At 64.3% G+C, this 22,599-nt stretch carries 25 protein-coding genes; 8 read left to right on the top strand and 17 right to left on the bottom strand.

Going from position 1 to position 22,599, the window contains the following annotated elements; genetic code table 11:
- Positions 1-187: 187 nt before the first annotated feature.
- From P2T60_RS01215 to P2T60_RS01190, 6 genes are all read right to left on the bottom strand, one after another.
- Complete coding sequence (locus P2T60_RS01215; protein ID WP_276280737.1) at positions 188-754, bottom strand: hypothetical protein; 567 nt, start codon at positions 752-754, stop codon at positions 188-190.
- 11 nt (positions 755-765) lie between these two features.
- Positions 766-1,299 carry a hypothetical protein gene (locus P2T60_RS01210; protein WP_276280736.1) on the bottom strand — a complete coding sequence of 178 codons (534 nt, stop codon included), beginning with the start codon at positions 1,297-1,299 and terminating at the stop codon, positions 766-768.
- Positions 1,300-1,690: 391 nt separating this feature from the next.
- Positions 1,691-2,167, bottom strand: a complete 477-nt coding sequence (locus tag P2T60_RS01205; protein ID WP_276280735.1) for a YbhB/YbcL family Raf kinase inhibitor-like protein — start codon at positions 2,165-2,167, stop codon at positions 1,691-1,693.
- 270 nt (positions 2,168-2,437) lie between these two features.
- Positions 2,438-3,232: a class I SAM-dependent methyltransferase gene (locus tag P2T60_RS01200; protein ID WP_276280734.1), complete on the bottom strand. Its 795-nt coding sequence runs from the start codon at positions 3,230-3,232 to the stop codon at positions 2,438-2,440.
- Positions 3,233-3,326: 94 nt separating this feature from the next.
- The gene (locus tag P2T60_RS01195; RefSeq protein WP_276280733.1) at positions 3,327-3,917 is read right to left on the bottom strand and encodes a hypothetical protein; all 591 of its coding nucleotides are present in this window, start codon (positions 3,915-3,917) and stop codon (positions 3,327-3,329) included.
- Between the two features lie 15 nt (positions 3,918-3,932).
- Positions 3,933-4,763, bottom strand: coding sequence for a deoxyribonuclease IV (locus tag P2T60_RS01190; protein WP_276280732.1), 831 nt, complete (start codon positions 4,761-4,763; stop codon positions 3,933-3,935).
- Positions 4,764-4,892: 129 nt separating this feature from the next.
- Between P2T60_RS01190 and P2T60_RS01185 the strand changes: the two genes are divergently transcribed.
- Positions 4,893-5,207: a hypothetical protein gene (locus P2T60_RS01185; RefSeq protein ID WP_276280731.1), complete on the top strand. Its 315-nt coding sequence runs from the start codon at positions 4,893-4,895 to the stop codon at positions 5,205-5,207.
- Positions 5,208-5,233: 26 nt separating this feature from the next.
- Here the strand turns inward: P2T60_RS01185 and P2T60_RS01180 are convergent, their stop codons facing one another.
- Positions 5,234-6,049, bottom strand: a complete 816-nt coding sequence (locus P2T60_RS01180) for a lipoate--protein ligase family protein (protein WP_276280730.1) — start codon at positions 6,047-6,049, stop codon at positions 5,234-5,236.
- 165 nt (positions 6,050-6,214) lie between these two features.
- On the opposite strand from P2T60_RS01180, the gene P2T60_RS01175 reads away from it, so the two are divergent.
- Positions 6,215-7,699, top strand: a complete 1,485-nt coding sequence (locus P2T60_RS01175; RefSeq protein ID WP_276280729.1) for an FAD-dependent oxidoreductase — start codon at positions 6,215-6,217, stop codon at positions 7,697-7,699.
- A gap of 78 nt (positions 7,700-7,777) precedes the next feature.
- Here P2T60_RS01175 and P2T60_RS01170 read toward each other — a convergent pair whose 3' ends face one another.
- Complete coding sequence (locus P2T60_RS01170; protein ID WP_276280728.1) at positions 7,778-8,497, bottom strand: sporulation protein; 720 nt, start codon at positions 8,495-8,497, stop codon at positions 7,778-7,780.
- A 31-nt stretch (positions 8,498-8,528) separates the two neighbouring features.
- On the bottom strand, positions 8,529-9,701 hold the full coding sequence (locus tag P2T60_RS01165) for an LLM class flavin-dependent oxidoreductase (protein ID WP_276280727.1): 1,173 nt from the start codon (positions 9,699-9,701) through the stop codon (positions 8,529-8,531).
- Between the two features lie 264 nt (positions 9,702-9,965).
- Between P2T60_RS01165 and P2T60_RS01160 the strand changes: the two genes are divergently transcribed.
- From P2T60_RS01160 to P2T60_RS01150, 3 genes are all read left to right on the top strand, one after another.
- Positions 9,966-10,088, top strand: a complete 123-nt coding sequence (locus P2T60_RS01160) for a hypothetical protein (RefSeq protein WP_276280726.1) — start codon at positions 9,966-9,968, stop codon at positions 10,086-10,088.
- A gap of 494 nt (positions 10,089-10,582) precedes the next feature.
- Entirely contained in the window at positions 10,583-12,487 is a 1,905-nt protein-coding gene (lanM, locus tag P2T60_RS01155) for a type 2 lanthipeptide synthetase LanM (RefSeq protein WP_276280725.1), read from the top strand.
- Positions 12,487-13,677: a lanthionine synthetase LanC family protein gene (locus tag P2T60_RS01150; protein ID WP_276280724.1), complete on the top strand. Its 1,191-nt coding sequence runs from the start codon at positions 12,487-12,489 to the stop codon at positions 13,675-13,677. Before lanM ends, P2T60_RS01150 begins: the two co-directional genes overlap by 1 nt.
- A 6-nt stretch (positions 13,678-13,683) precedes the next feature.
- Here the strand turns inward: P2T60_RS01150 and P2T60_RS01145 are convergent, their stop codons facing one another.
- Positions 13,684-15,027, bottom strand: coding sequence for a DUF6895 family protein (locus P2T60_RS01145; RefSeq protein WP_276280723.1), 1,344 nt, complete (start codon positions 15,025-15,027; stop codon positions 13,684-13,686).
- A 106-nt stretch (positions 15,028-15,133) separates the two neighbouring features.
- Between P2T60_RS01145 and P2T60_RS01140 the strand changes: the two genes are divergently transcribed.
- Positions 15,134-16,549 (top strand): MFS transporter, encoded by a 1,416-nt coding sequence (locus P2T60_RS01140; RefSeq protein WP_276280722.1) that lies wholly within the window; start codon positions 15,134-15,136, stop codon positions 16,547-16,549.
- 16 nt (positions 16,550-16,565) lie between these two features.
- On the opposite strand, the gene P2T60_RS01135 is transcribed toward P2T60_RS01140, so the two are convergent.
- Together P2T60_RS01135 and P2T60_RS01130 are read right to left on the bottom strand one after the other, a co-directional pair.
- Positions 16,566-17,567 carry a sulfite exporter TauE/SafE family protein gene (locus tag P2T60_RS01135; RefSeq protein ID WP_276280721.1) on the bottom strand — a complete coding sequence of 334 codons (1,002 nt, stop codon included), beginning with the start codon at positions 17,565-17,567 and terminating at the stop codon, positions 16,566-16,568.
- 2 nt (positions 17,568-17,569) lie between these two features.
- A complete protein-coding gene (locus tag P2T60_RS01130) occupies positions 17,570-17,719 on the bottom strand; it encodes a DUF7512 family protein (RefSeq protein ID WP_276280720.1) in 150 nt (49 codons plus the stop codon).
- Between the two features lie 308 nt (positions 17,720-18,027).
- Here P2T60_RS01130 and P2T60_RS01125 point away from each other — a divergent pair, with 308 nt between their 5' ends.
- Positions 18,028-18,180 (top strand): hypothetical protein, encoded by a 153-nt coding sequence (locus P2T60_RS01125; protein ID WP_276280719.1) that lies wholly within the window; start codon positions 18,028-18,030, stop codon positions 18,178-18,180.
- Between the two features lie 228 nt (positions 18,181-18,408).
- Here P2T60_RS01125 and P2T60_RS01120 read toward each other — a convergent pair whose 3' ends face one another.
- Complete coding sequence (locus P2T60_RS01120) at positions 18,409-18,597, bottom strand: hypothetical protein (protein ID WP_276280718.1); 189 nt, start codon at positions 18,595-18,597, stop codon at positions 18,409-18,411.
- 81 nt (positions 18,598-18,678) lie between these two features.
- On the opposite strand from P2T60_RS01120, the gene P2T60_RS01115 reads away from it, so the two are divergent.
- Positions 18,679-19,305: a hypothetical protein gene (locus tag P2T60_RS01115; protein WP_276280717.1), complete on the top strand. Its 627-nt coding sequence runs from the start codon at positions 18,679-18,681 to the stop codon at positions 19,303-19,305.
- A 264-nt stretch (positions 19,306-19,569) separates the two neighbouring features.
- Here the strand turns inward: P2T60_RS01115 and P2T60_RS01110 are convergent, their stop codons facing one another.
- The 4 genes from P2T60_RS01110 to P2T60_RS01095 form a co-directional block, all read right to left on the bottom strand.
- Positions 19,570-20,394 carry a hypothetical protein gene (locus P2T60_RS01110; protein ID WP_276280716.1) on the bottom strand — a complete coding sequence of 275 codons (825 nt, stop codon included), beginning with the start codon at positions 20,392-20,394 and terminating at the stop codon, positions 19,570-19,572.
- A 197-nt stretch (positions 20,395-20,591) separates the two neighbouring features.
- Positions 20,592-21,452, bottom strand: a complete 861-nt coding sequence (locus tag P2T60_RS01105; RefSeq protein WP_276280715.1) for a hypothetical protein — start codon at positions 21,450-21,452, stop codon at positions 20,592-20,594.
- A gap of 289 nt (positions 21,453-21,741) precedes the next feature.
- Positions 21,742-22,116, bottom strand: coding sequence for a winged helix-turn-helix transcriptional regulator (locus tag P2T60_RS01100; RefSeq protein ID WP_276280714.1), 375 nt, complete (start codon positions 22,114-22,116; stop codon positions 21,742-21,744).
- Positions 22,117-22,211: 95 nt separating this feature from the next.
- A complete protein-coding gene (locus tag P2T60_RS01095; RefSeq protein ID WP_276280713.1) occupies positions 22,212-22,595 on the bottom strand; it encodes a DUF7522 family protein in 384 nt (127 codons plus the stop codon).
- Between the last annotated feature and the right edge of the window lie 4 nt (positions 22,596-22,599).

The following is a 22,599-nucleotide window of genomic DNA, read 5'->3' as shown; positions in this document are numbered from 1 at the left end:
CGAGCGAATCGCGTCCGCGATTCGCTCGCACCTCGGACGACGGTGTTAGACACGTAGACGTTGCTCTTGGAAACGTATATCTTGCTTAAGAGTGGATGAAAGAATGTCTGCCAGTTCTGATTCGTTCTGTGGCGGGGACGGAAGCCGAAAAGGTGAGGTCGGTCGTGGTGTTCGGCTACTACCGGCTCTACATCGGTTTTTCGACGGTGAACTGGTTAACCTTGCAGTCCGTCCGACAAGTACCATCCCCGTCAGCCAGTCCAGACAGGTCGCTGACCAACAGAACGGCCCAGTAGTGGTACGACCGTTTGATAGGGTTGTCCGGTCCTAGTCCGGAGACGCTGAACGATTCTCGTCGCTGGGTCTCGCCGCCGGGCGTGGTTCGGACTGTCCCGGCGAACGCCCGCGTGCGGCCCTCCTCGAACGCGTCGGTCACGACCCTCCCCTCATCTTTGACGAGAACCATCTCGTAGGCGATGGTGTGAGTCCCGCTCTTTTCCATCCCGGGTGCGTCCAATTGGAACACGAGGTCTAGCCCCTCGTCCGGTCTGTCCTGAACGTCCGACTTCGGTTCGTCGGGGTCGTCCCCCGGCGCGACGAGGGCGGCGTAGTCGATGAGGTCCGTCCCCTCCGCCTGCGCTTGGCGCGCCGCCGCTCGTCCTGCCAGCAGACTACTGCCGACCGCGCCGACGCCGAGACCCTTCAGTAGGTCGCGGCGTTCGACTCCGCTCTCGTCGTCTCGTTTGTCGGTCATGGTTGGCCGAGTTACTGAGAGGTGATGTCGACCGGGACGACGGCGGCCTCCAGCGGGATTCCCTCGGGAAGTTGCGAGTAGTCGGCGACGGTCAGAACGGTCCAGTAGCGAGTCGGTCCGTCTCCGGTCTGTAGGCCGGACGTGCTGAACTCTTCGCGGCGTTGGGTTTCGCCGCCGGGAGTCGTGTGGACGGTTCCCGCGAACCCTCGCGTGCGACCCTCTTCGACGGACTTTGTTGCCGGTTGGTTGTTGTCGCGGACGAGGACGACTTGGTACCCGATTGGCTTCGACCCGTTTTCGGGCATCCCGTCTTCGTCGAGTTGGAAAACGAGGTCCATCCCGCCGTCGGGTGCGTCGGCGTACGACCCGCTGGGGTTGTCGGGGTCTTCACCCGGCGGAACGAGGTGGGCGTAGTCGATTATTCCGGGGTTGCACGACGCTTGGATGTCGGCTTCCCGTCCGTCGGGTTCTTGTTGGGCAACGACGTTCCCTGCGAGCGCGCTCACACCGACCGCACTCATGGCCCCGAATCCGAGGCCTTTCATCACGTCTCGTCGCTCGATTCCACTCTCGTCTGTATCTGGTGTCTTTTCTCCCATGGCACCATCCGACAAATCGCCGGAGGGTATATTATAACGGTCCAATCGTTCAACGCTGAAAGAAAGCGTTTGGCGGCGATAATACGGATTTCCGGCCGGTAATGCCGAGAGTCCACGTCAGAGAAACCCGCTTTCCGGTTCTCTCCGGCGTTCCGCTCGATTCCCGCCTGAGGAGTTGGCAACCTGCCATTTCCGGTACCCCTTATCAAAGTAATGGCTACCCCACGAGTCGGTACACGGAGTCTAACTAGTCTTGTCCCTATATCGAAATACCGACCCGAACCGGAACTCGACCCTGCAGACGTGCCGGACCGCTTCCGAGGACGTGCCGGAGTCGTCACGTCCGGGCGAACGTCCCGGTGAACTGGTCGGAGTCGAGCGTCTTCGCGTCGAGTTCGTCTTGGACCTCCGGACGAGTCCCACCGGCCTCCACGTCGAGTCGTTCGTCCAGCGCGTAGAGCGTGAACCGATACTCGTGCGGACCGTCGCCCTCCGGCGGGCAGGGACCGCGGTAGCCCACCTCGCCGAAGTCGTTCTCGCCCTGCGCGGCACCGCCGAGGTCCGGGAGTCGCTCGCGTCGGACCACGCCTTCGGGAACCTCCACGGTGTCGGCGGGCAGGTTCCAGAGCAACCAGTGGGTGAACGTGCCCGCAGGCGCGTCCGGGTCGTCCACGACTACCGCCAGCGCCGCGGCGTCGTCGGGTACGTCCGCGACGGTCAGTTCCGGCGACGCGTCGTCGCCCTCGCAGGTGTACGTCTCGGGTATCGACTCTCCGTGAGTGAACGCCGAGGTTCGAATCGAGAGTTCGGACATGGCTCTCCCGTCCGAACCTCGTCGTCCGCGTCAAAAGCGGTGACGGCTACTGGGTCTCGTCGCGTTCGTCCGACGCGGACCCGCCGAACAGTCCGGCGCACACCGCGGCCCACGTTCGCGTTCGCTTCGTCCGCTTCCCGCCGAGTCGGTCGAGTCCCATATCTAGTTTAGGCCAGCCTAAACTACTTAACTGTTCTGCTCGCGCTCGCTCGCCGCCCTCTCCGGCGCGCGCAGGACTGCGCGCGCCAGAGAGAGGAAGATTCGCCGCGCTCACACCGACCCGACCGTGACGTAGAAGGGGACGACTTCGGCGCGTCGGTACTCGCCCGCGCTCATCTGTTCGACCACGTTGCGTCCCATCTCGCGCCAGTCGCTCCGGAGGTCGTCGTACTCCTCGACCGAGAGGTCGCCCGCGAGCAGGGTCGCCCGGTCGTCGGCCAGTCCCTCGCCGCTGACCTTTCGGCGGGCCGAGCGCAGGTCGCGGTCGGCGTAGGGCGGTTCAATCGTCCGCGAGTGGTAGTGGCGGCGGGTCGCCACGTCCGCGAGTCCGGCGGTCTCGAACGCCTCGCGGGTGCCCTCGCCGCCCAACGTCACGTCGGTCTCGACCCCGCGCAGGTACGCCCGGCGCGCTCGCGCCGCGAGGGAACTCTCCGCCTCGACCGTCGATTCGACCGACACCGCGGCGTTGTCGGGTTCGACTGCCGCCACGAGGTCCGAGGAGACCCGCCGGAACTCCCGCACCGCGGCGGCGGGGTCGGGCAGGTTGATGAGCAGGGCCTGACACACCACGAGGTCGAAGGCGTCGTCCGGAAACGGGAGGCGGAGCGCGTCGCCCGCGACCACGGGGACGACTTCGCTGGCGACCGCGAGCAAGTCGGGGGCGGCGTCCGCGCCGACCACCTCGCCGGGCGTCTCCTCGGCGAGGATTTTGGAGAGTTCGCCGGTGCCGCATCCCACGTCGAGGACGCGCTCACGCGTTTCGAGTTCGAGGTCCGCGAGCGCAGAACGGTCGTCCCACATCCCGCGGCGCGTGTCCCGGAGGTAGTCGGCGGAGAACTGTCGCACGGTGACTCGGCGTTGGGGGCGGGCGGTGAAAAGCGGGGCGGTCTCGCCCAATCATCCGGGAAAGGGCCGCCGACCGTCGTCGGAAAGCGAAGCTCTACGTCCGAACGGACTCGGTTACAGTCACCTCGAACGACCACTCCAACCCGGTCGGTCCGCCCGGAACGCCGTACTCGGTTGAAACGAACCGGTAGGTGTCGGTCGGGATACACGGCTCGTTGTCGGGGGTCGCGTAGACGAGATACCGACGCTCGAATCCGCCCGGACCGACGGAGATGCTGTTTTCGGACGACTCTGGCTCGTAGGGTCCGCCCCGCCAGCACGCACCGGTATCGTCGTTCGCCGTCGGCAGATTCTCCCCCGGACCCATCGGATAGAGCCACAGCGCCGCGCTATCGGGACCTTCGCCGACTAGTCCCGAGAACGGCGGCAACGGACCGAAGACGAGGCGAGTAGCAAAGTTGCCGTGGGGTTCACACTTGATACGGAGCATCGCGGGACTCTCGGCCGAGATTCCGTCGGCGACCGATACGCCGAGGTCCGCCTCGAGTGCGTCGGGCGCTGGTGCCGCATCGACGGTCAGTCGGGAGTCCGAACCGAGTCTACTGCATCCGGCGAGTACTCCGGTACCGACACCGCCGAACGCACGGAGGAGAGAGCGCCGAGAGGTCGAGTCAGCGACGACCATCGTCGTTCCCGAGACTCATTTTTTTCGCAGTTCCCGAACGCGCTCGATGTTCCACGCGAAGCCCTTGCCGTCCTCGTGGGGCGTCTCCAGCACCAGCGGTACGTCCGCGAGGTCGGGATGATTTATAAAGGCCCGCATCCCTTCCTCGCCGATGAGTCCCTCGCCGATGTGGGCGTGTTCGTCCTTGTTCGTGCCGCACTCGTGTTTGGAGTCGTTGAGGTGGACGCACTCCAGATGCTCCAGTCCCACCACGTCGTCGAACTCCGCGATGGCGTCGTGGACCGCTTGCTCGCTGGAGAGGTCGTAGCCCGCGGCGAAGGCGTGGGCCGTATCGATGCACACGTCGAGGTCCTGTTCGGAGCGCGCGAGGACCTCCGCGAGGTGTTCGAAGTCGCCGCCCAATTTCGTGCCGGACCCGGCGTCGCTCTCGATGAGGACCGTCACGCCCTCGGGAATCTCCAACTCGTCCAGCGCGCTCGCGGCGTTGTCGAGACCCCCGTCCACGCCCGCGCCGGTGTGCGCGCCGAGGTGGACGTTGACGTAGGGGATGTCCAACTTGTCGGCGGCCTCGACTTCCTTCTGCATCGAGTCGATGGACTTCTCGCGCAGGTCGTCTTTCGGCGTACAGAGGTTCACGAGGTACGACGAGTGGATGACCCACGGACCCACGTCGTTCTCGGCCGACAGCGACCGGAACCGCTCGGCCTCGTCGTCGCCGATGTTCGGGTCCTGCCACACCTGCGGGGAGTGTGTGAATATCTGTCCGCAGTTTCCCCCGTCCTCGATTTGGGCGTCCACGGCGTTGTAGACGCCGCCAGCGATGGATTCGTGCGCGCCAACTCTCATGTGTTCGGGCAGGGATGGAGGGGTGAAAGGCGCTTCGGAACCGGGGTCGGACTCCCCGACGCCGCCGACCGACCCTTGCAGTGTTCTACCGGACCACACGCTTATTGGACTTCGGGACCTAGCCGACGTGTGCCTATCAGCCTCGACACCTTCGAACGAGGCGGGGAGCGATACTCCATCGAGGAGCGAGTCCTGTCGTTCCTACAGGAGAACGACCAGCAGGCGTACAACGTTCAGGAAGTCACCGAGGCGGTCATGGACATCGGGTGGTCGGAGTCGAACGTCGAACACCCCTTCGAAGACGACGAACACGTCGGGTGGGTGCTGGACGTGGCGACGGTGAGCGCGATTCTGGACCGACTCGTGGACAACGGCGCGCTGGACCGCCGCGTCGTGGATACGGGCGCTGGCGAACAGAGTTACTACCACGGCCGGACGGGGTAGCGCGAACACTCGCGTCCCGGATGGCGTTACTCCGTGGGGTCCTCTCGCTCTCGGACCCACGCCCCGCTCTCGAACTTCTCTTCGGCGCGCTCTCGGGCGCGCCGCAGTTCCTCGTCGGTCCAACTCCCCTCCCCAGCGTCGGCCCACTCGCCGAGTGCTTCCTCGACGGCCTCGACCGCTTCGCCCCTACTCGCGCCCGACTGCTCGCGCATCGTGGTCACGCGCTCGCGGAACTCCTCGGGGGTCGTCTCGGGGTCGGCGAACGTGGCGAGGTGACGCTCGGCGTCCGCGTCGAACTTGAGCGACCCGTGCTGGATGATTGCGTCCTTCCGGCGGTACTGGGCGTTGCCCGAAATCTTTCGTCCGTCCGCTCCGGCCACCACGTCGTGGGCCGGGTGGAGTTCCCGGAGGTAGCAGGCCGGTTGGTGGATTTCGGGGAGTTTCTCGTCGGTGAAGCGGGCGTCGATGCCGAGTCGGTCGAAGGCGTCGAAGACCGGTTCGCAGAGCAATTCGTAGGTGTCCATCAGGTCTCCCGGCAGTTCCTCGGCGGGCGCGACGATGGAGTAGGAGATGTCGCCGTGGCGGTCGTGGTAGATGCCGCCCCCGCCCGTGGGTCGGCGAGTCACGGTGATGCCCTCGCGGTCGCAGTAGTCCCACGCCACGGTGTCGGTCGCCTGCCGGTAGCCCAGCGACAGCGTGCTGGGGTCCCACTGGTAGACCCGGACCGTCCGAGGACCGCCGTTAGCGGCGGTCTCGGCCGCGATTTCGTCCAAAGCCATGTTGAGCTGGCCGGGTCGGGACTCCTCTCGAATCAGCCGCCACTCGCGGTCGGACAGCGCCATGGAGAACCGTTGGCGCGAAGCCACCTTGTGGATTGCGAAGGCGCGCGCGGGACTCCGTTCGGAGGAACCTCGGCCCGAAGCGGTCGCCGGAATCGCTCGGCCGACCGACTATGTATCGTTGTAAAAGCCGGAAAATTTATTTTAATAGCGCATAGGGAACCAACAATGACAGCCACGAGCTACGACGTTGACGAGGTAGCTATCGTCGGTGGCGGGGATGTCGGTCTTCTCACAGCACTGCTCGTGAAGGAGATAAATCCGGGGTTCCGCGTCACGGTCGTCGACGACTTCGACGAGGACCCCCCGGAGACCGGAAAGAGTACCATCAACCACCTCCGGACGATACTCCACGGCGTACTCGACATCGACGAGGACCGGTTCATCGAGGAAGCCAAACCCGTCTGGAAGGCGTCGATACACTTCGAGGACTGGTGTGGCCGCGACTCGTTCCACCTGCCGTTCGACGACGACCTCTTTCCCCTGACCGAGAAGTCCGACCAGCAACTCGAAGAGATGTACTACCGGTACCGGAACCACGAGTACCGGACGCCGAACACGGAGTTCGTGGAGCAGGGCAAGACCCCCTTCAAGTCGAAGGACGGCGACCGCTACCCCCACATCTCCTATCACCTGAGTCTCAAGCGGTTCAACGACCTGCTCGAAGACCTGTGCGAGGAGCGGGAAATTGAGTTGATAGACGACCGAATCGAGGAGGTCCGCGTCGAGGACGAGGAGATAGCGACCATCGCCAGCGACGCCACGGAGTACGACGCCGACCTCTACGTGGACGCGACGGGATTCAAGCGACTCCTGATGCGGAATCTGGACAACGAGTACAACCACTTCGACCTGCCCATCGACGCCGCCGTCGTCGCCCAGACCGACCTTCCGCTGTCGGAAGTCGTCCCCGCGACGGTCATCGAGTCGGGCGAGGCGGGGTGGTTCTGGCAAATCGACACCTACGACTGCCGGGACCTCGGGTACGTCTACTCGTCGTCGCACATGTCGGCCGAGGAAGCCAAGGCCGAGATGATGGAGACCCGCAAGGAGGACATCTCGGAAGCCGACATCCAAGAGTACGAGTTCGAGTCGGGATACTACGAGAAGGCGTGGGTGGGCAACTGCGTGGCCGTCGGGAACGCGCTGGGATTCATCGAACCCCTGCAATCGACCGCGCTGACCCAGAGCGCGCTGTTCGCCAAAAAGTTCGCCGAGTTGGTCGAGAAAGGCTACCAACTCAACAATCAGGGCGTGCGTAGCCTCTACAACACCTTCACCTCGCGCGCGTGGCGGGACGTGTACGAGTACATCAGCATCCACTACAAGCACGCGCCCGGTGGCACCGAGTTCTGGGAGGACGTGCAGTCGGTCAACAGCGAGAAGACGGTGCCCCAGTACACCCACTACCAGCAGAACGGCTTCCACCTCCATCAGGAATTGGACAAGGGTCTCGAAGTTCCGCTCGGACCGTTCCGCTTCCCCCACTGGGCGTACTTCCGGGTGTTGCGAGGGTTCGGCGTCGAGTCGGAGTTCTATCAAAACCTCGACCTCGACGTGCGACCCGAAATCGCGAGCGCGATAGACGAATCCTACGAGGAGATACAGAAATCGGTCGAGGAGTACCTGTCGTACGACGAGTTCTACGGGTAGTCGTTCATCGCGCGTCTCGCCGCGGACGCGGCGAGACGCGCCGGAGTTCGCAGTTCACTTGCTCGCGCTACCGACCGGTCATCCGAATCGCTCGCCGAGGAGCGAGTCGAGTTCGGCGGCGCACCGCTTTTCGTCCGCGTCGGCCGGTAAGACGGTCGGCGTCGTCTCGCCGACCGGCCGGAGTTCGTCGTAGGTGGCGTCGGCGGCCGCATACACCTCTAACGTGTCGGGTTCCGCGTGGACGACCAGCAGGAGTTCGTCCATCGCTCGCTCGTAGGGGCCGGACCGCGGGACAAACGCCAACGCTTGGTCGAACCGACGCCGGTCGGTGTCCGGACGCCGATAGCACTCGATGTCCCGGAACGCGAATCCCGCGTCGATTACGGCGTCGAAGACCGCCAGAAACGTCGGACTCGGGTGGAGGTTGACGTAGGTCTCTCGGGTCTCAGTGGAGTCGGCGGTCGCTATCGTCGTCCGCGCCCACGCATCGACCGACCCGATGGAGGTCGGCGCGGTGTGGGGGAGCGAGACCGATTCGACGCGAGTGGTGGTGAATCCGGAATCGGCCGAAAGCCCGTCGGCCAACGCGAAGCGTTCGACGGGAACGCGCTCGTACCCGCCGGAGGTGCGGCAGTACGTGCCGATTTCGAGGTCCAGCGACTCGACGCGGAACTCGCCGGACGTGTCGCTGACGCCGATTTCGACCTCGTCGGTCCCGCCGACGGTCAGCGTCTTCGATTCGACGGCGACTTCGACCGAGGCGTCTTCGGAGGCGACGGTGGCGACGGGACTCAACATGAGAGAGTTGAAACGGAGTCGGAACCGCTGGTTACTCCTCGAAGTGCGGCGCGACTTCCTCGGAGAACGCTCGGAGTTGTGCCTCGGTCTCCTCACGGGACAGGCCGGGGTTGCTCGCCTTCACGAACAGGATGAAGTCCTCGTAGCCGATGGCCTCTTTAAGTTCGGTGATTCTCTCGATGATTCCCTCGGTGTCCGTCACCATCGGGAGCGTCTCGTCGGACTCAATTTGCGGCGTCGCGTCGATTGCGGCCCCGCTAACGTCGGGTTTCGCGCCGATGTTGTTACTCTGGACGAACTCTTGGCCGAGTCGCCAGCGTTCGAGCGTCTCGTCGTCTGCGACATCGGTGTTGAACACCGTCACGCAACAGGCGACGCCGCGGCGTCGGTCGGCGTCCCAACCGAACTTGAACGGTTCGCCGTCGTGTTCGGGTCGGTGGTCGGGCCAGTCCGCTTCCTCCGCGACTTCGTAGTAGGTGTCTATCAGGTTCTTCGCCTGCGAAATCGTGCCGGGGAGGACGGCCCCGTTGATGCCGCGCTCTGCCGCCCACTTCACCGACCCCTCGGACATGGTGGGACGCCACATCATCGGGTGCGGGTCCTGTTTCGGTTGGGGGAAGATAGGCAGAGAGTTCAGCGTAACCTCGTCGCCTTCCGCGGACATGAATTCCGTCGGCGCGGGACTGTCCTCGGTGTGTTTCAGGTAGTAGTAGTCGTGTTTGTTCTCCCAGATGGTGTGTTTCGGGGGAACGTCGTGGAAGGTGCCGTGGTGGTCCACGAAGTTCTCGGTCCACGCCTGAACCAGTATCTCGTACTTCTCCTCGAACGACTCCCACGCCTCCGCCCGGTTTTGCGACGACGCGCCCCAGTACTGTCCGAGCGGTTCGTTCTCCAGCGTTCTCGTCCCGATGCCGATGCCGATGTCAACGCGGCCGTCGCTGAGGATGTCGAGCATCGCGGCCTGTTCCGCGATGCGAATCGGTTCGTTCCACGGGAGGATGATGGCGGTCTGGAGCAAGCGGATGTCCTCGGTCCGGGAAGCGACCGCGGACTGCGTGAACAGGGGATTGTTGGCAGACCCGTTCTGCATCAGGAAGTGGTGTTCCGGATGGAGAGCGTAGTCGTACCCGAGTTCGTCGGCGGTAACGGCGACCTCCACTTGATTTTCCACCTGTTTCTGATGGTTCCGGTGAACTTCGTCCATAGAAACGTCGGCGATTACGTAACCGTTGTCCAACTTTTTTAACGGATAGCTCGGATACCCGTAGTCTACGTAGCCGATTTCCATACTTGCTTTCAGATATTCTCCTCACTTAGTTGTTTTTATCCTTCTGAATTATTCCAATAAATGGTGCGTTCGGTGCGTGAAAGTAGCGTATTCGGATGCCCCCCGCCGGAGAATAGCAGTTACGTCGGTACTTTCTCTTGGAAAAGTTTGATAAAGCATGGGCCGGAATTAAAGCAATGCATGTCTGCTGAAGACATTAGCCCCGACGAAATGATCGAACAGTTCGAAAACGACCACAGCGGCGAAGACGACAGCCCGCCGACCCACGACGCTTGGTGTACCATCACCGCGACCAAGGAATAAGGCGCAGTAGCGGCGCATTTTTCTCGGAAAGCTTTAATGTGGACAGGGCAGTTAGTATTCTGATTTATATTCGCAGAAGATGTCAGTCCGGATGAATTCATCGAACAGCTCGAAGAAGGCCACGGCGAGGACGACAACCCGCCGACCCACGACGCGTGGTGCGCCATCACCGCCCAAGAGCCGTCCAAAGAGTAGCGGTTAGCTGTCGATTCTTCGGTTCCGGCACCGCCGACGAACCGGAGAACCAAGATGCTCCACATCAGCCAAAAGTTTTAATGAGCATATTGTTTTAGTGTGTCACATGTCCGCTGAAAACATCAGTCCGGACGAACTCATCGAACAATTCGAAGAGGACCACAGCGACGAAGACGCCCCCGAACAGCAGTTAGCCGACAACTGGTGTTCCATCACCGCGTAGTCAGACGCCGCAGTTTTTTATCACCGGATATTTTAGCCGATACCGAGCCAAGTTTATCGGCAGGTGTGAGCGCAAGATGGATGTCAGGAACCTCGCGGCGTCCGCGGAACTGATTCAGGAGCGAATCGACGACGGCCACCGCGCGCCGACCGAAGACGGAACCACGCTCGAAGCGTTCGACTACGTAGACGAGTCGCTCGCCGAGGAACTCCGGGAGAACTTCGGGAGCGACGCCGTCGAGTACGCGAACCTCGAAACGTGGCCCAACGAGAAGTTGCCCGACTGGGTCGAAGCGTTCGGCGACGTTTACGACCGCCTGAAGTCGGTTCGGGAACCCCTCTCGGGCGGGGAGCGCCGCGAGGTTCCCTTTCGGGAAATCGTCGCTCCGATTGCCGACCACTGCGTCGAGAGTGTCCTCGACTCGGCACCAACGGCGAGACTATCCGACGACGCGATAGCGAGTCTCGAAGCCCAGTTGCTCGACCGGTTGACCGACCTCTGCGCACAGCCGCTTCACCTCGATTTTATCAGGTTCATCGTCGAGCGAGACCCGGAGGTTATCGCGGACGAGCGGCGGTCCCCCGACTCCAGAGAGTGGTACGAGAGCTACGTCCGGGCGTTCTACGACGGTCGGATGGAGTCGTTCTTCGAGGAGTACGCGATGGTGGCCCGACTGCTCTCGGTCGTCACGACCCAGTGGCGCGAATCGGTCGCGGAGTTCGCCGAGCGACTGCACGCCGACTACGACGACATCTGCGGGATGGTCGGCGAGGGGACCGTCGGCGACGTGGCGCGCGTCGAATCCAACGGTGACCCACACGAGCGCGGGAGGTCGGTGTTTCGCGTCGAGTTCGAGCGCGGCGAGGTGTTCTACAAACCCCGCGAACTCGACGCCGAGAGGGAGTTTTACGGCTTTTTGAACTGGTTGGCCGACCGGTTCGACGCGTTTCCGACGCTCCCGACTCCGGCCCTGCGAACTCGCGGGGACTACGGGTGGATGGAGAGCGTCGAACGGGCGACCCTGACGAGCAAGTCGGATGTCGAGCGGTACTACCGGAAGACGGGGGCGCTGTCGTTCGTGCTGTACCTGTTGAACGTCTCGGACTGCCACGGCGAGAACCTGCTAGCCAGCGACGAGTCGGCGGTGCTGGTAGACGCCGAAACCGTGCTGGCACCGTCGCTGTACGAGGTGCCCCGGACGGAGTTGTTCGACAAGTTGCGAAAGGAAGTCCACGAGTCGAGCGTCCTCAAGACCCAGATGGTACAACTGCACGACGCGCGAAGCGAGACCGACAAGTCCGGACTCGGCGTGAACGACGCCGAGCGAGCGACGACCCGGACGCTCGTCTGGACGCACGTCAACACGGACGCGATGGACTTCGAGTACCGGCGACCCGGAGTCGAGGACGACGAGAACTACCCGCTCTACGAGGGCGACCCCGCGCCGCCGGAGTTGTTCGCAGACCGGATAGTCGAGGGATTCGAGGCGGCCTACGACGCGGTTGCGAGCGCCCCGGACGAGGTGAAAGACGACGTGACCGACCGGTTCGACGGGGTACGACTCAGATGCGTCCTCCAAGACACGGCCCAGTACGAGTCGCTTCTGAACACGCTGACGAACCCCACGCCCCTGCGAAACGGCGTCGTCTTCGGGAACGAGATACGCGACACCCTCTCGAAGACGTGGGCCGAGTACTCCACGACCACGCCGGAGTCGGTCTCGGAAATCGTCGCGGCGGAGCGCGAAGCGTTGCTCCGGCGGGACGTGCCGAAGTTCCACACCTCGGCCGACGCGGAGGCGATTACCTTCGAGGATGAGACGGTGTGCCGGTCGGCGGCGGCGGGTCTCGAACGCGTCCAGCGTCGAATCGACCGGTTGTCCGCCGAGGACCGAACCTTCCAGACCGGACTGATAGAGTCGTGTCTCCGCGGTTCCGACGTGCCCGAGAGCGAGCGAGAGCTACCCGGAAACAGATTGTGATGATACCGAACGAGACACTGCGCGAGGAGGCCGAAGCGATAGCCGACGACGTGGCGGACGCCCGGTTCGACCTGCCGGGCGGCGACGCCGGGTGGGTCGGCTACGGGTCCTCAAAGGGGAAACCTTCCCTGCGAGGCCAGAAGGGACTGTACTCCGGACAGTTGGGGGTGGCCACGTACTTCGCCGCGATGCACCGTTGCTTTCCGGGCGAGTCCTACGGAGAGTCGGCCTACGACGCGGTTCGCTACCTGTTCGAGGAGGAGACCGGGGAACTGGTCAAGGGCGTCGGTCTCGGAGCGGGCACCGGGACCGGCGCGCTCGTCTACGGTCTCTCGGTGATGCACGAACTGACGGGGGAAACCCGGTACGAGGAGTTGGCGGTCGAGTTCGCCCGCGAGATAACCGCCGAGGCGATTCGCGGCGACGAACGCTACGACGTGCTGACCGGCGCGGCGGGCGCGCTGACGGGACTGTTGGGACTCTACGAGCGGTCGGGCGCGTCGGTTGCGAAGGAGCGCGCAGTTCGGTGCGGGGAACACCTGTTGGACGACCGGTACGACAAGTGGGGGTATCGCGTGTGGGACACGAGTTGGGACGAGGGCGTCCGAAGCTTTTCGACCGGGATGGGCCACGGCGCGGCGGGAATCGCCTACGCGCTCTACCGCCTCTCCGACCACACCGGCAGAGACGAGTTCCGGCGGGCGGCCGACGACGCGATTGCGTTCGAGAACGCCTTCTACTCGGACCGCGAGCGAAACTGGCGGAGCAACTGGGTCTTCCTGCCACACTACCAACTCGGGTGGCGGTTCGGACTCGCTGGCGTCGGGAGCGCGCGACTCGGGAGCGCGGAGTACTGCGAGTCCGACGCCGTGGCGCGGGACGTGGACCGACTCGACGCCTTCGACCCCGAGTTGGGTCGGTCGGACGCCGTCTGCGACGGCACCTTCGCCCAAGTCAACCTCCTCGTGGACCTGTCGCGCCACACGGGGGACGGCGAGTACGCCGAGCAAGCGCGGCGCTTGGCCGACCGAGCAATCGAGCGCAAGGAGTCGCAGGGCCACTACGAGTTAGCCCATCGCTCGCGCGGACTGTACGACCCCACCTTCTTCGCCGGAACCGCCGGAATCGGCTACGCGCTCTTGCGGTTGGTCCGCCCCGACGAGTTGCCGTCGGTGACGCGGTTCGAGTGAGGGGGCCTACTCGGACGCCAGTTGGTCGATTTCCGCCAGCGCCGCCGAACACGCCTCGGTCGTCGATTCGACGATTTCCTCGTCGAAGCGCTCGCCGTCGCCGGTCAGCGAGACGTACTTCGAGCGCACGTCGGTCCAGTAGCCGAACGTCCCGTCCGGGCGGCGCTGGTTCCGGAGGAACCGGACGGCGGCGTCGAACGCCTCGGGATACGCCGCGGCCACGGACGTTCCGGCGAGGTCACGGAGTCGGCGAGCGCCCGACTGCAGGTCGTAGTCCATCAGGGCTTCGACCATCCGGCCCATCTTCAGGAGGTCCTCGTGGTCGTAGTCGTGATTCTCGGCGGGCGCGGACTCGGCGACGAACTCGTCCCAGTGGTCGCAGAGGACCCGGCTTGCGAACCCCGCGACCAGATTGGCGTGGTAGTGGGTGGCCCACTCGGAGGCCGACGCCGAGAAGCGCTCGAACCGGGGGTCCGAGTCGAGACTCGACTCGCTCTTGGGCAGGTAGCCGAGTTCTTCCGCGCGAGACAGGGCGTGGCCGACGAACGTCCGCACCAAGTCGGGGGCGACCGTCCGTTGCAGGACGGCCGACATGACCACTTCGAGGCCCACGTCGTAGTTCTGTTCGGCCACGTACCGGAACAGAAGCAGGGTGAGAACTTCGCGCAGGTCGCCGCCGGGTGCGGGTTCGTCCGGGAACGACGCGCCCGCGGCGTCCATGCCGAGATTGCGCCAGAACATGAGTTCGTGGACGAGTCCGTTCACGTCCTTGGCCGTCGCGCGGAACGGGTCGGGTCGGTGGGCGAGGGGCGACCCTGCGAGCAGTCCGTCGGTCGAGAAGGGCGGTTCGACGCCCGAGAGTTTGGCGACGTGCCAGAGGTCGAACCGCTCGAAGGAGGTGCGCTGTTTCGCCCACACCGCCTCGTCGTTCAGGAGTTCGGTGAGGCGGCCCGAGAGTCGGTCGTCGCGCAGGTTTCCGGACCGGTCGGCGTAGAGCGCGGGGTACGCGAACTTCCGGACCATCGTGGGACGGCGCTGGAGGAGGCGGAAGTATCGCTCGTCGTTGGCGTGGTCGGCGACGACGCTCGAAAGCGATTGCAGGTCGTCGCCGCCGCCGAGTTCGTGGGCGTGCAGGAGGTAGAGACCCGCCTCGCCGAACGCCTTCCGACGCAGGTTCTGCTCGCGTTTGTCCTCCCACCGGAAGGGGTCGAAGCGGTCGGCGTGGCCTTCTACCCACGAGGTGGTCGTCGCTTCGAGTCGTCGGGCCATCGCGGGTACGTCTCGGTCCGGAACTCGGGGCGTCGGGTCGAACGCCTCCCGAACGTCGTCCGTCGAAGCCTCGTCGCTCATAATTCGTGGACGAAGGCTACCGGAAAAATACTTTGTCCATCTCGAACCGCGCGGAAAACCGATTGGAGAGCAAAATACTTGTTACAGGGTTAAAAATTCCCTCCGCATGGGACTGTATGAAAGGGCCGGTGGCTATCGCGAGTTGCTCCGAAACGCCACCTTCCTGAGACTCTTCGGCGGGCGAGTCATCACCGACACCGGCGACTCGCTCTACTTCGTCGCCACGATGTGGCTGGTGTGGGAACTGACGAACTCCACGTTCTACACGGGACTGGCGGTCGCACTCGTCCAGATTCCGACCGCGCTCAACTTCTTGGTCGGTCCGCTCGTAGACCGGTGGGAGTTGCGGCGGGTCCTCGTCGCCACGCAGGTTCTCAACGGCGTCGGGGTGTTGGTCGTCCCCGCGGCGGCGGCGCTGGGCCATCTCTCGATATGGTTGCTCGTCGTCCTCGTGCCGTTGCTGACGTTCGTCAACGGGTTCGTCTACCCCGCCCAGAACGCCGCGCTCCCCCGAGTCGTGGAGAAGGCGCAACTGACGAAGGCCAACTCGCTGTTCTCGACTTCCGTCCGGGCAATCGACACGGTGAGCAAGGGCATCGGCGGTGCGCTGATTGCGCTCGTCAGCGCGACTTCGCTGTTCGTCGTGGACTCGGTGACGTTTGCCGTCGCCGCGGTGCTGTTTCTCGGCGTCAGCGTTCCGAAGTCGGGCGAGACGAGCGAGAGCGACGAGACCGAACGCGAGAGGTCTGACGGCCGCGAGCGAGACGTAGAAGCCGCGAGCGACGGCGGCACGAAGACCGGCGACGAACGGGACGACGACGGACCGGACGGGTCGCCGCAGGAGAGCGACGGCGGGCCAAGCGAGTCGTCCCGAGAGACCGACGGCGGGGCCGTCGAGTCGTACCTCTCGGAACTCCGTGACGGCATCGACTACGTCCGAGGGTCGGCGCTCGTCCCGATAATCTTCAGCGCGATGGTCATCAACTTCGGCTTCATGGCGGCCGACGCGGTGCTTCCGGCGTTCGCCGAGTCGCTGGGCGGTCCCGACGCCTACGGCGTGTTGCTCGCGGCCATCGGTGCCGGGACGTTCGTCGGAAGCGCCGGGGCGTTCCTCGTCGAGGAGCGCTCGGTCAGTCGCGTCACCATCGTCGGCTATCCGATAGCCGGGGTGACGCTGGCAGGTGCCGTCACCGTTCCGGGGACGTGGCCCACTGCGGCCCTGTTGTTCGCCACCGCCGTCTTTCCGGGGACGTTCAACGTGATGGTGTTCACGTTGGTCCAGTCGGCCGTAGACGAGTCGCTTTTGGGCCGGGTCAGTTCGCTCGTGAAGGGCGCGACTTCGATTATGGCACCCACCGGTGCGCTGTTCGGCGGGACGATGGGCGGGTACGTCGGCACCGAGACGGTGCTGTACCTCTTCGGGGCGGCGTTGCCGCTGTTCGGTCTCTACTTCCTCGCTCACCCCGCGCTTCGGTCACTGCCGCCAGCGGGGGAGGCCGACGAGAAGTCCATCGGCTTGTGAGCCTTCGGGACGGCGGTCAGTCGGCGCTCGAAGTCGCGGCCGTCTCGCCGTCCTGTAGGCTTCGGACGCTCGCCCAGACGACGGCACCGCTGACCAGTAGCGCCGACCCGAAGATGAGCGCCATGCTGACCTGATTCAGGAGTTCGACGCCGTAGGCGTTGCCGAGGTTCTTGCTGGCGACGGCGGCCCCACCCGCCAACAGCATCGCGGCGAAGTACTCCGTGATGTCGTCCTCGTCCACGAGTGCGGTCGCGGCCGCGCCGACGCGGGCACCCATCGCGGACCCGGCAAGCAGAGGCAGGACGATGGTGAGGTCCACCGCGCCGGACTTGGCGTAGGTGAACGCGCCGAACGCGCCCGAGGCCGTAATCTGGAACACGTCGGTTCCGACCGCGACGGCGGCCGGGACGCCCAGTCCGTACATCATCGCGGGCATGAGCAGGAAGCCGCCGCCGACGCCGAGAAAGCCCGAGAGAACGCCGATGAACGCGGCGATGGCGAGGGTCAGCCACAGCGACACCTCCGCGCCGCCCTTGATGGAGACCATCGGCGGGATTCGGACCGACTGGAGTTTCCGGACGACGGGAGACTCGTCGTCTCCGTCCGCGTCGGCGTCCTTGCGGGCGTCTCGGAGCATGAATAGGCCGACGGTCGAGAGCAGGCCGATGTACGAGAGGCTGACCACGAGGTCGGCCGACCCGAGTTCTTGCAGGTAGTAGACGACTTCCTTGCCGACTTCGATGCCCGCGGTCATCCCCACGATGAACAGCAGGCCGAGTTTGTAGTCCACCTGCCCGTGGTCGCGGTGTCGGAGCGCCGCGATGACCGAGGTGCCGAACACGAACGCGAGACCGCTTCCGACCGCGGTCGTCGAGTCGTAGCCCATCACGAGCAGTGCGGGCGTGACGAGGAACGACCCGCCCATCCCGAAGAACCCGAACAGGATGCCGACGAGCAGGCCGAACCCGACGAACAGGCCGAGTTGGGTCGCCGCGATGCCGAACAGTTCCGCGGCCACGGCTACTCACCTCCGAGCGCGCGTTCTACCTTCTCGCGGAGGGCCGCCGTGAGCGCGCCGTAGCCGACGTACAGCACCGTCGCCTCCGCGAGGACCGTCCCGACGTCCGCGACGGCCCGTCCGTTCTGGCCCAGCGTTTCGAACCCTACCATCGCTCCATCACCGCGTTCCCGTTCGCGCGTGTCGCGTTCATCGACAGTCAGTGCTCAGGCCATTGCCGTTTAATAGTCTTGTGTATATCGAACAAGATAGAATATCCGTAGGATTGGAATCACGTCACGTTGCATAGTCATAACTTATCGGATTTCGAATACGGGAGCGATATTCCGGAAACGACACCGGCTTTCCGACGGGATTTAAATGTGCGTCTTTGGGAATACACCACACGACTCCTCGCGCGCACCGCCGGACATCGGTCCCGCCCTGCCCGAATCGAGCGGCGACTTCCGACGACCGAGGTGTGGAAGGACGCCCCCGAGCGGCGTCGACACGTGCGACGGTCGCCAGCACACCCGAACGACCGAAGTCACTCCGGGCCGAAGTGGGGACGATGCCCCGCGACGCCTTCCGGACGGCGGCCGGGACCGCAGTGCCCGCGGTCACCGCCGACTAGATGCGCGAGGTCGACAGAGTGGCGGTCGAGGAGCGCGAACCCGACACCGCCCCAAGTGGGTCCGGTGGAGATCGTATCGGGCGTCGGAGGGCGTCTGCTCGGCACTGTCTTCAGGAGCGTCGGGTCGCGGCGGTACGCGACGAGTGCACGGTGTCCCATCGGCGGGGTTCGTCCCGCCCTCCGATTTAAAAGTACGGGCAGCGGCGCGAGGACCGCACGCTCACCGGGTCAATCGGCCGCCGAGGCGTCGCCCATCTCGTCCTCGCGCAAGCACTCGACGCTGGCCCACACTACCGTGCCGCTGTCCTGTAGGGCCGACCCGAAGATGAACACCTTGCTGAGGTGGTTCAACACCGGCAGGTCGTAGACGCTGCCGAGGTTCTTGGAGGCCACGAGACTGCCCGCTTCGCGACGCAAACGGTGTCGGACCGGCGAGAACGCCGGGAAACTGTTCAGACAGCCAAAATGTTTTTGTTGTCTACTAGCGAACTATGAGACGTGGTTTCCACAGCCAACTCGACTGGGACGGGCCGTCGACTGCTCGGTAGCCTCGCGGTCCTGTTCGCGGTCGTAGCAGCAGCCGTCGTCCTCCTCCCGAATCCGCTCGCAGACGCGTTCTTTGCCGCGTGGGTCGTGGGAAGCGTCCTCATCGCCCTCGTCGGCGGAATCGCCGCGTGGACGAACCGAACCCCGCTCGCGTGGGTCGCCGCCGTCCTGTTGACGGGACTCTCGATAACGGCGATGCTGTCGTTCGGCCCGTACGTCGCACCCGCAGCAGTGTGTTTGCTCGGTGCCGCCCTACTCTCCCACCGGACCGGTCCCCGCGGGAACGCCCGCAAAACCATCGCCGCGAACCCGCCGTCCGTGCGAGAGACTGTACTGAAGACGGGCGCAGGCCTCGGCTCGATAGTTCTCGGGGCGGTACTCGTCTACGTCAGCGCCGTTACCGGAAGCGGTCTGTTCGATGCGTGTGCGAACGAGACGCTGGCCTGCGCCCTCGAGAACACCCACTGGTTCGCGGTCGGTGGCAGCGTCCTCGGATTACTCGCGGTCGGTGTCGGTGGCTGGCTGCTGTGGAAGCAGATATACGTCGCTCGCGTCCTCACGTCGAAGCAACTCGGCTGACCCGAACCTTCGATTCGCTCGGGATTTCGCCGTCGTTTCACCCTTCGGACTCCTTCTCACGGTAGGCACGTTCGCGTCGCCGTGTGACCGTCTCGGCGCGTCGCCGCTCCCCGGTCGACTTCCTCGGAACGCCCTCGCGAGCGCAGTCGCTCACCAAGTACGGACGTGAGGAACCAACGCGTCGACGGGAGCACACCTAAAGAAAACGAGTCGGAAGTTCGAGTCGGGACGACCGGCCGGAGCCGACAGTCCGGACGGCGAGGCTCAGCAGCCCTGCGCACAGTGGTTCGCGTGCTCGTCGTACTTGTCGAACCAGCCCGCGTCGGTGCGTAGCGACCACGCGTGCTCGCCGCTGTGCCAGTGGTCGGTCGTCCAGTCCATCGAGCCGTCGGGGTTACCCGTGGTCCAGAGTCGGTGATGAGCCTCCGTCCGCCCGCCGTCGCTCGGGAAGTCGTAATTGTAGAAGTCGCCGTGGAACTTTACTTCGACGGTGTCGCCCGCGAAGTCCGAGTAGTTGTGGCCGGCATCCTCGATGTACCACGTCGAACAGCCGGTGTCACACGGAACGGCGTGCCACTTCCAGTCGACGTAGTCGACTTCACCGCCGCTGGTGGTCCAGTCGATCCAGCCCTCGGTGTAGGCGAGGTCGAGGTCCACCGAGTCCTCCGAGCGGACCCAGATACCACCTTCGTAGTCGCTCTGACCGTCATTACCGCCGTGACTCGCAGTGCCGAAGTCCGAGTCGCTGGACGTGCCGTCCGAGCCCGACCCGGAGTTCTCACCGTTCACCGTACCGCCGGAGTCGTTCGACGAGATGACCTCGCTGGCCGGGACCGCCTGGACTCGGGCGCTCGCCTGCGAGGGCGTGTACTCACCCTGAGCGTTCGAGAGGCCGAGCAGTCGGACGCTGTATCCGCTGATTTCGGTCGCCTCCGCCGGCGCGGTTCCCGACATCCGGACGTTCTTCCGACCGTCCGCGTAGAGGGTCACCGTGACGCTGTCGAGGTGCGGATTACTGGACGTGTCCAAGTCTATCGTCCGTGCCACCTCGGGTTCGTCGCCGAGTACCGACTGGGTCGCCAGAGTCACTGCTGTCGCGCTACCACCGAGTTTCTTGAGTAAGTTTCGTCTTTTCAAGGTTTTTCACCTCAATTAATTAATAAGACCCCCATATATTAAACTTTGTGGCAATAATAAATTATAGATTTTTAGCCCTCACTAAAGATGTGCATCGGTGGAACTATCGGCCCGAAGCAGGTTCGAGGGGCTGGAGGCTGGTTCGGGGGCTAGCAGTGACCGGCAGCGTGCTGGTCGTACCCCGAGAAGTACCCGGCGTCGAAGCGGTATCCGCTGGCGTCCTCACCGGTGTACCAGTGAGTGGTGTCCCAGTCCATCGACCCGTCGGGGTTCCCGTACGCGTACAGCCGGTGGTAAGAGTCAGTTCGCTTGCTGTCGTCGCCCGAGGCGTAGTCGTAGTAATCGCCGTAGAACTTGACCTCAACGTCGTCGCCGCTCCAGTCGGTGTAGCTGTGGCCAGCGTCGTCGATGTTCCAGTCCGCCAGTCCGGGTGCGCAGGCGGTGGCGTGCCACAGCCAGTCGACGTAGTCGGCTTCGCCGCCGCTGGTGGTCCAGTCGATCCAGCCTTCGGTGATGGCCAGCGTGAAGTCGGCGGAGTCCTCGGAGCGAACCCAGAGACCACCCTCGTAGTTGTCCTCGCCGTCGTTGCCTCCGTGGTCCATGGTCCCGATGTCCGAACTCGACGCCGTGTCCGAGCCGGAGCCGGTCTTGCCCGTGGTCGTCTCCGTGCTGACACCGTCCTGCGCGAGGACCTCGTCGGCCGGCAGTGACTCGACGCGGGCGTTTGCACGGTCGAGCGCACGTGCGCCCGGATTCTGTCCGAGTTCGCCGAGTCGGACGCTGTACCCCGTCGCCTCGCTCGGGTCGGCGGGACGGGTGCCCGACATCTCGACCTTCGCGTGACCGTTCTCGAACAGCGTCACCGTGACGCCGTCGAGGTTGGAGTGGTCAGAGGTGTCGAGTTCTTTCATCTGTGCCACGGCCGGCTCGCCGCCGAGGGCGGGTTGGGTCGCTACGGTCAGTACGGTCGCAGTACCGCCAATCTTCTTAAGTACACTTCTTCTGTTCATTTTATTATCTCAGCCATATAGATAGCTCGATTACATATTAAATCTTATGGCGAATTGACTAGTTTGGGCGGGCGGGACGTTTACGAGAGGCGCGCCAGACCAGAAGCGTTGCGGGTCGGGTCCCGATTGGGCCAGCACACTCTCGGGCTCGCGCTCCCGAAGAACGGTTTCGATGCCGACCGGGCGACCGCCACCTCGGGGACTCCGAACGTGGCCTACGAGCGGCCCGGCGTCATGTACGAGCTACCGTCCGGGAAGAGTGTCGGGTCGAACCCCGTCAGTGGTCGGACTACGAGATAGCGCCTTCCTTGTCGTTTGCGGGCGTGAGGTGTTCCTGACCCCAATCGCGCATCTCGAAGATGAGCGTTTCGAGCGACTCGCCCCGTTCGGTCAGCGAGTAACTCACCCGAACCGGCTTCTCGCTCACGATTTCCCGGTTCACCAGTCGCTTCTCTTCGAGGTCCTCCAGACTGTCCGAGAGGACCTTACTGGAGATGCCGTCTACCTCGTCTTTGAGTTCGTTGAACCCCATCGGCCCGCCGTCGAGCAGTCGGTGGATGACCACCGGATGCCACTTCTTACCGATGAGCGTCGCAGTCGCGGTAATCGGACACCATTCCTTCCCGGCGCACCAGATTGGTAGTCGCTCGTCCGCGTCGGTCATGGACGGGGTTACTCCGGCTACCCGTAAAAAGTTACCTCCAACCATCTAGTTACCGTAGGTAACCCATCCGTAGGGAGCCCGACCTCCGGAAGCGGTCACTCCCCCCGGAGCGTCCCGACGCACTCGTCCAGAAAGTCGGGGTACCGAAAGCTCGCGTCCGCTTCGAGTTTGACCACGACGCCGCGGTTCCGCGAGAGGTAGAGGTGGAGCGCCGTCGCTCGCTCGTGGCGGACCAGCAGGGACTCGGCGTCTCCGAGGTGGAAGTACACGTCTTCGACGTGTTCGCGGTTGAACACCGCCATAGAGCGGTGGATGATGGTGTCGAGTTCCAACCCCGAGAGGTCGGACTTGAGGTCCTCCCGGACGTACCGAACGTCGTAGGTGTAGTCGTCACTGTCGAACGACGCGACCCACCGCAGGCGGTCGCCGAACTCGGCTTCGAGGTCGGCGGCGAGGCGGTCGTACTGTGGTTTCGACATGGAG

This window comes from Halorussus caseinilyticus (genome assembly GCF_029338395.1).
Lineage (GTDB): Archaea > Halobacteriota > Halobacteria > Halobacteriales > Haladaptataceae > Halorussus > Halorussus caseinilyticus.
The sequence above is the reverse complement of the archived record's forward strand: the minus strand, read 5'-3'. Positions and strand labels throughout refer to the sequence as shown.

Excerpts from the sequence above, each read along its gene's own strand:
- P2T60_RS01215 (WP_276280737.1), bottom strand. The coding sequence starts at position 754 with ATGACCGACAAACGAGACGACGAGAGCGGAGTCGAACGCCGCGACCTA.
- lanM (WP_276280725.1), top strand. The coding sequence starts at position 10,583 with ATGGATGTCAGGAACCTCGCGGCGTCCGCGGAACTGATTCAGGAGCGA.
- P2T60_RS01100 (WP_276280714.1), bottom strand. The coding sequence starts at position 22,116 with ATGACCGACGCGGACGAGCGACTACCAATCTGGTGCGCCGGGAAGGAA.
- P2T60_RS01205 (WP_276280735.1), bottom strand. The coding sequence starts at position 2,167 with ATGTCCGAACTCTCGATTCGAACCTCGGCGTTCACTCACGGAGAGTCG.
- P2T60_RS01175 (WP_276280729.1), top strand. The coding sequence starts at position 6,215 with ATGACAGCCACGAGCTACGACGTTGACGAGGTAGCTATCGTCGGTGGC.
- P2T60_RS01145 (WP_276280723.1), bottom strand. The coding sequence starts at position 15,027 with ATGAGCGACGAGGCTTCGACGGACGACGTTCGGGAGGCGTTCGACCCG.
- P2T60_RS01150 (WP_276280724.1), top strand. The coding sequence starts at position 12,487 with ATGATACCGAACGAGACACTGCGCGAGGAGGCCGAAGCGATAGCCGAC.
- P2T60_RS01190 (WP_276280732.1), bottom strand. The coding sequence starts at position 4,763 with ATGAGAGTTGGCGCGCACGAATCCATCGCTGGCGGCGTCTACAACGCC.
- P2T60_RS01160 (WP_276280726.1), top strand. The coding sequence starts at position 9,966 with ATGTCTGCTGAAGACATTAGCCCCGACGAAATGATCGAACAGTTCGAA.
- P2T60_RS01095 (WP_276280713.1), bottom strand. The coding sequence starts at position 22,595 with ATGTCGAAACCACAGTACGACCGCCTCGCCGCCGACCTCGAAGCCGAG.
- P2T60_RS01130 (WP_276280720.1), bottom strand. The coding sequence starts at position 17,719 with ATGGTAGGGTTCGAAACGCTGGGCCAGAACGGACGGGCCGTCGCGGAC.
- P2T60_RS01180 (WP_276280730.1), bottom strand. The coding sequence starts at position 6,049 with ATGGCGCTGTCCGACCGCGAGTGGCGGCTGATTCGAGAGGAGTCCCGA.
- P2T60_RS01140 (WP_276280722.1), top strand. The coding sequence starts at position 15,134 with ATGGGACTGTATGAAAGGGCCGGTGGCTATCGCGAGTTGCTCCGAAAC.
- P2T60_RS01195 (WP_276280733.1), bottom strand. The coding sequence starts at position 3,917 with ATGGTCGTCGCTGACTCGACCTCTCGGCGCTCTCTCCTCCGTGCGTTC.
- P2T60_RS01170 (WP_276280728.1), bottom strand. The coding sequence starts at position 8,497 with ATGTTGAGTCCCGTCGCCACCGTCGCCTCCGAAGACGCCTCGGTCGAA.
- P2T60_RS01105 (WP_276280715.1), bottom strand. The coding sequence starts at position 21,452 with ATGAACAGAAGAAGTGTACTTAAGAAGATTGGCGGTACTGCGACCGTA.
- P2T60_RS01210 (WP_276280736.1), bottom strand. The coding sequence starts at position 1,299 with ATGAAAGGCCTCGGATTCGGGGCCATGAGTGCGGTCGGTGTGAGCGCG.
- P2T60_RS01165 (WP_276280727.1), bottom strand. The coding sequence starts at position 9,701 with ATGGACGAAGTTCACCGGAACCATCAGAAACAGGTGGAAAATCAAGTG.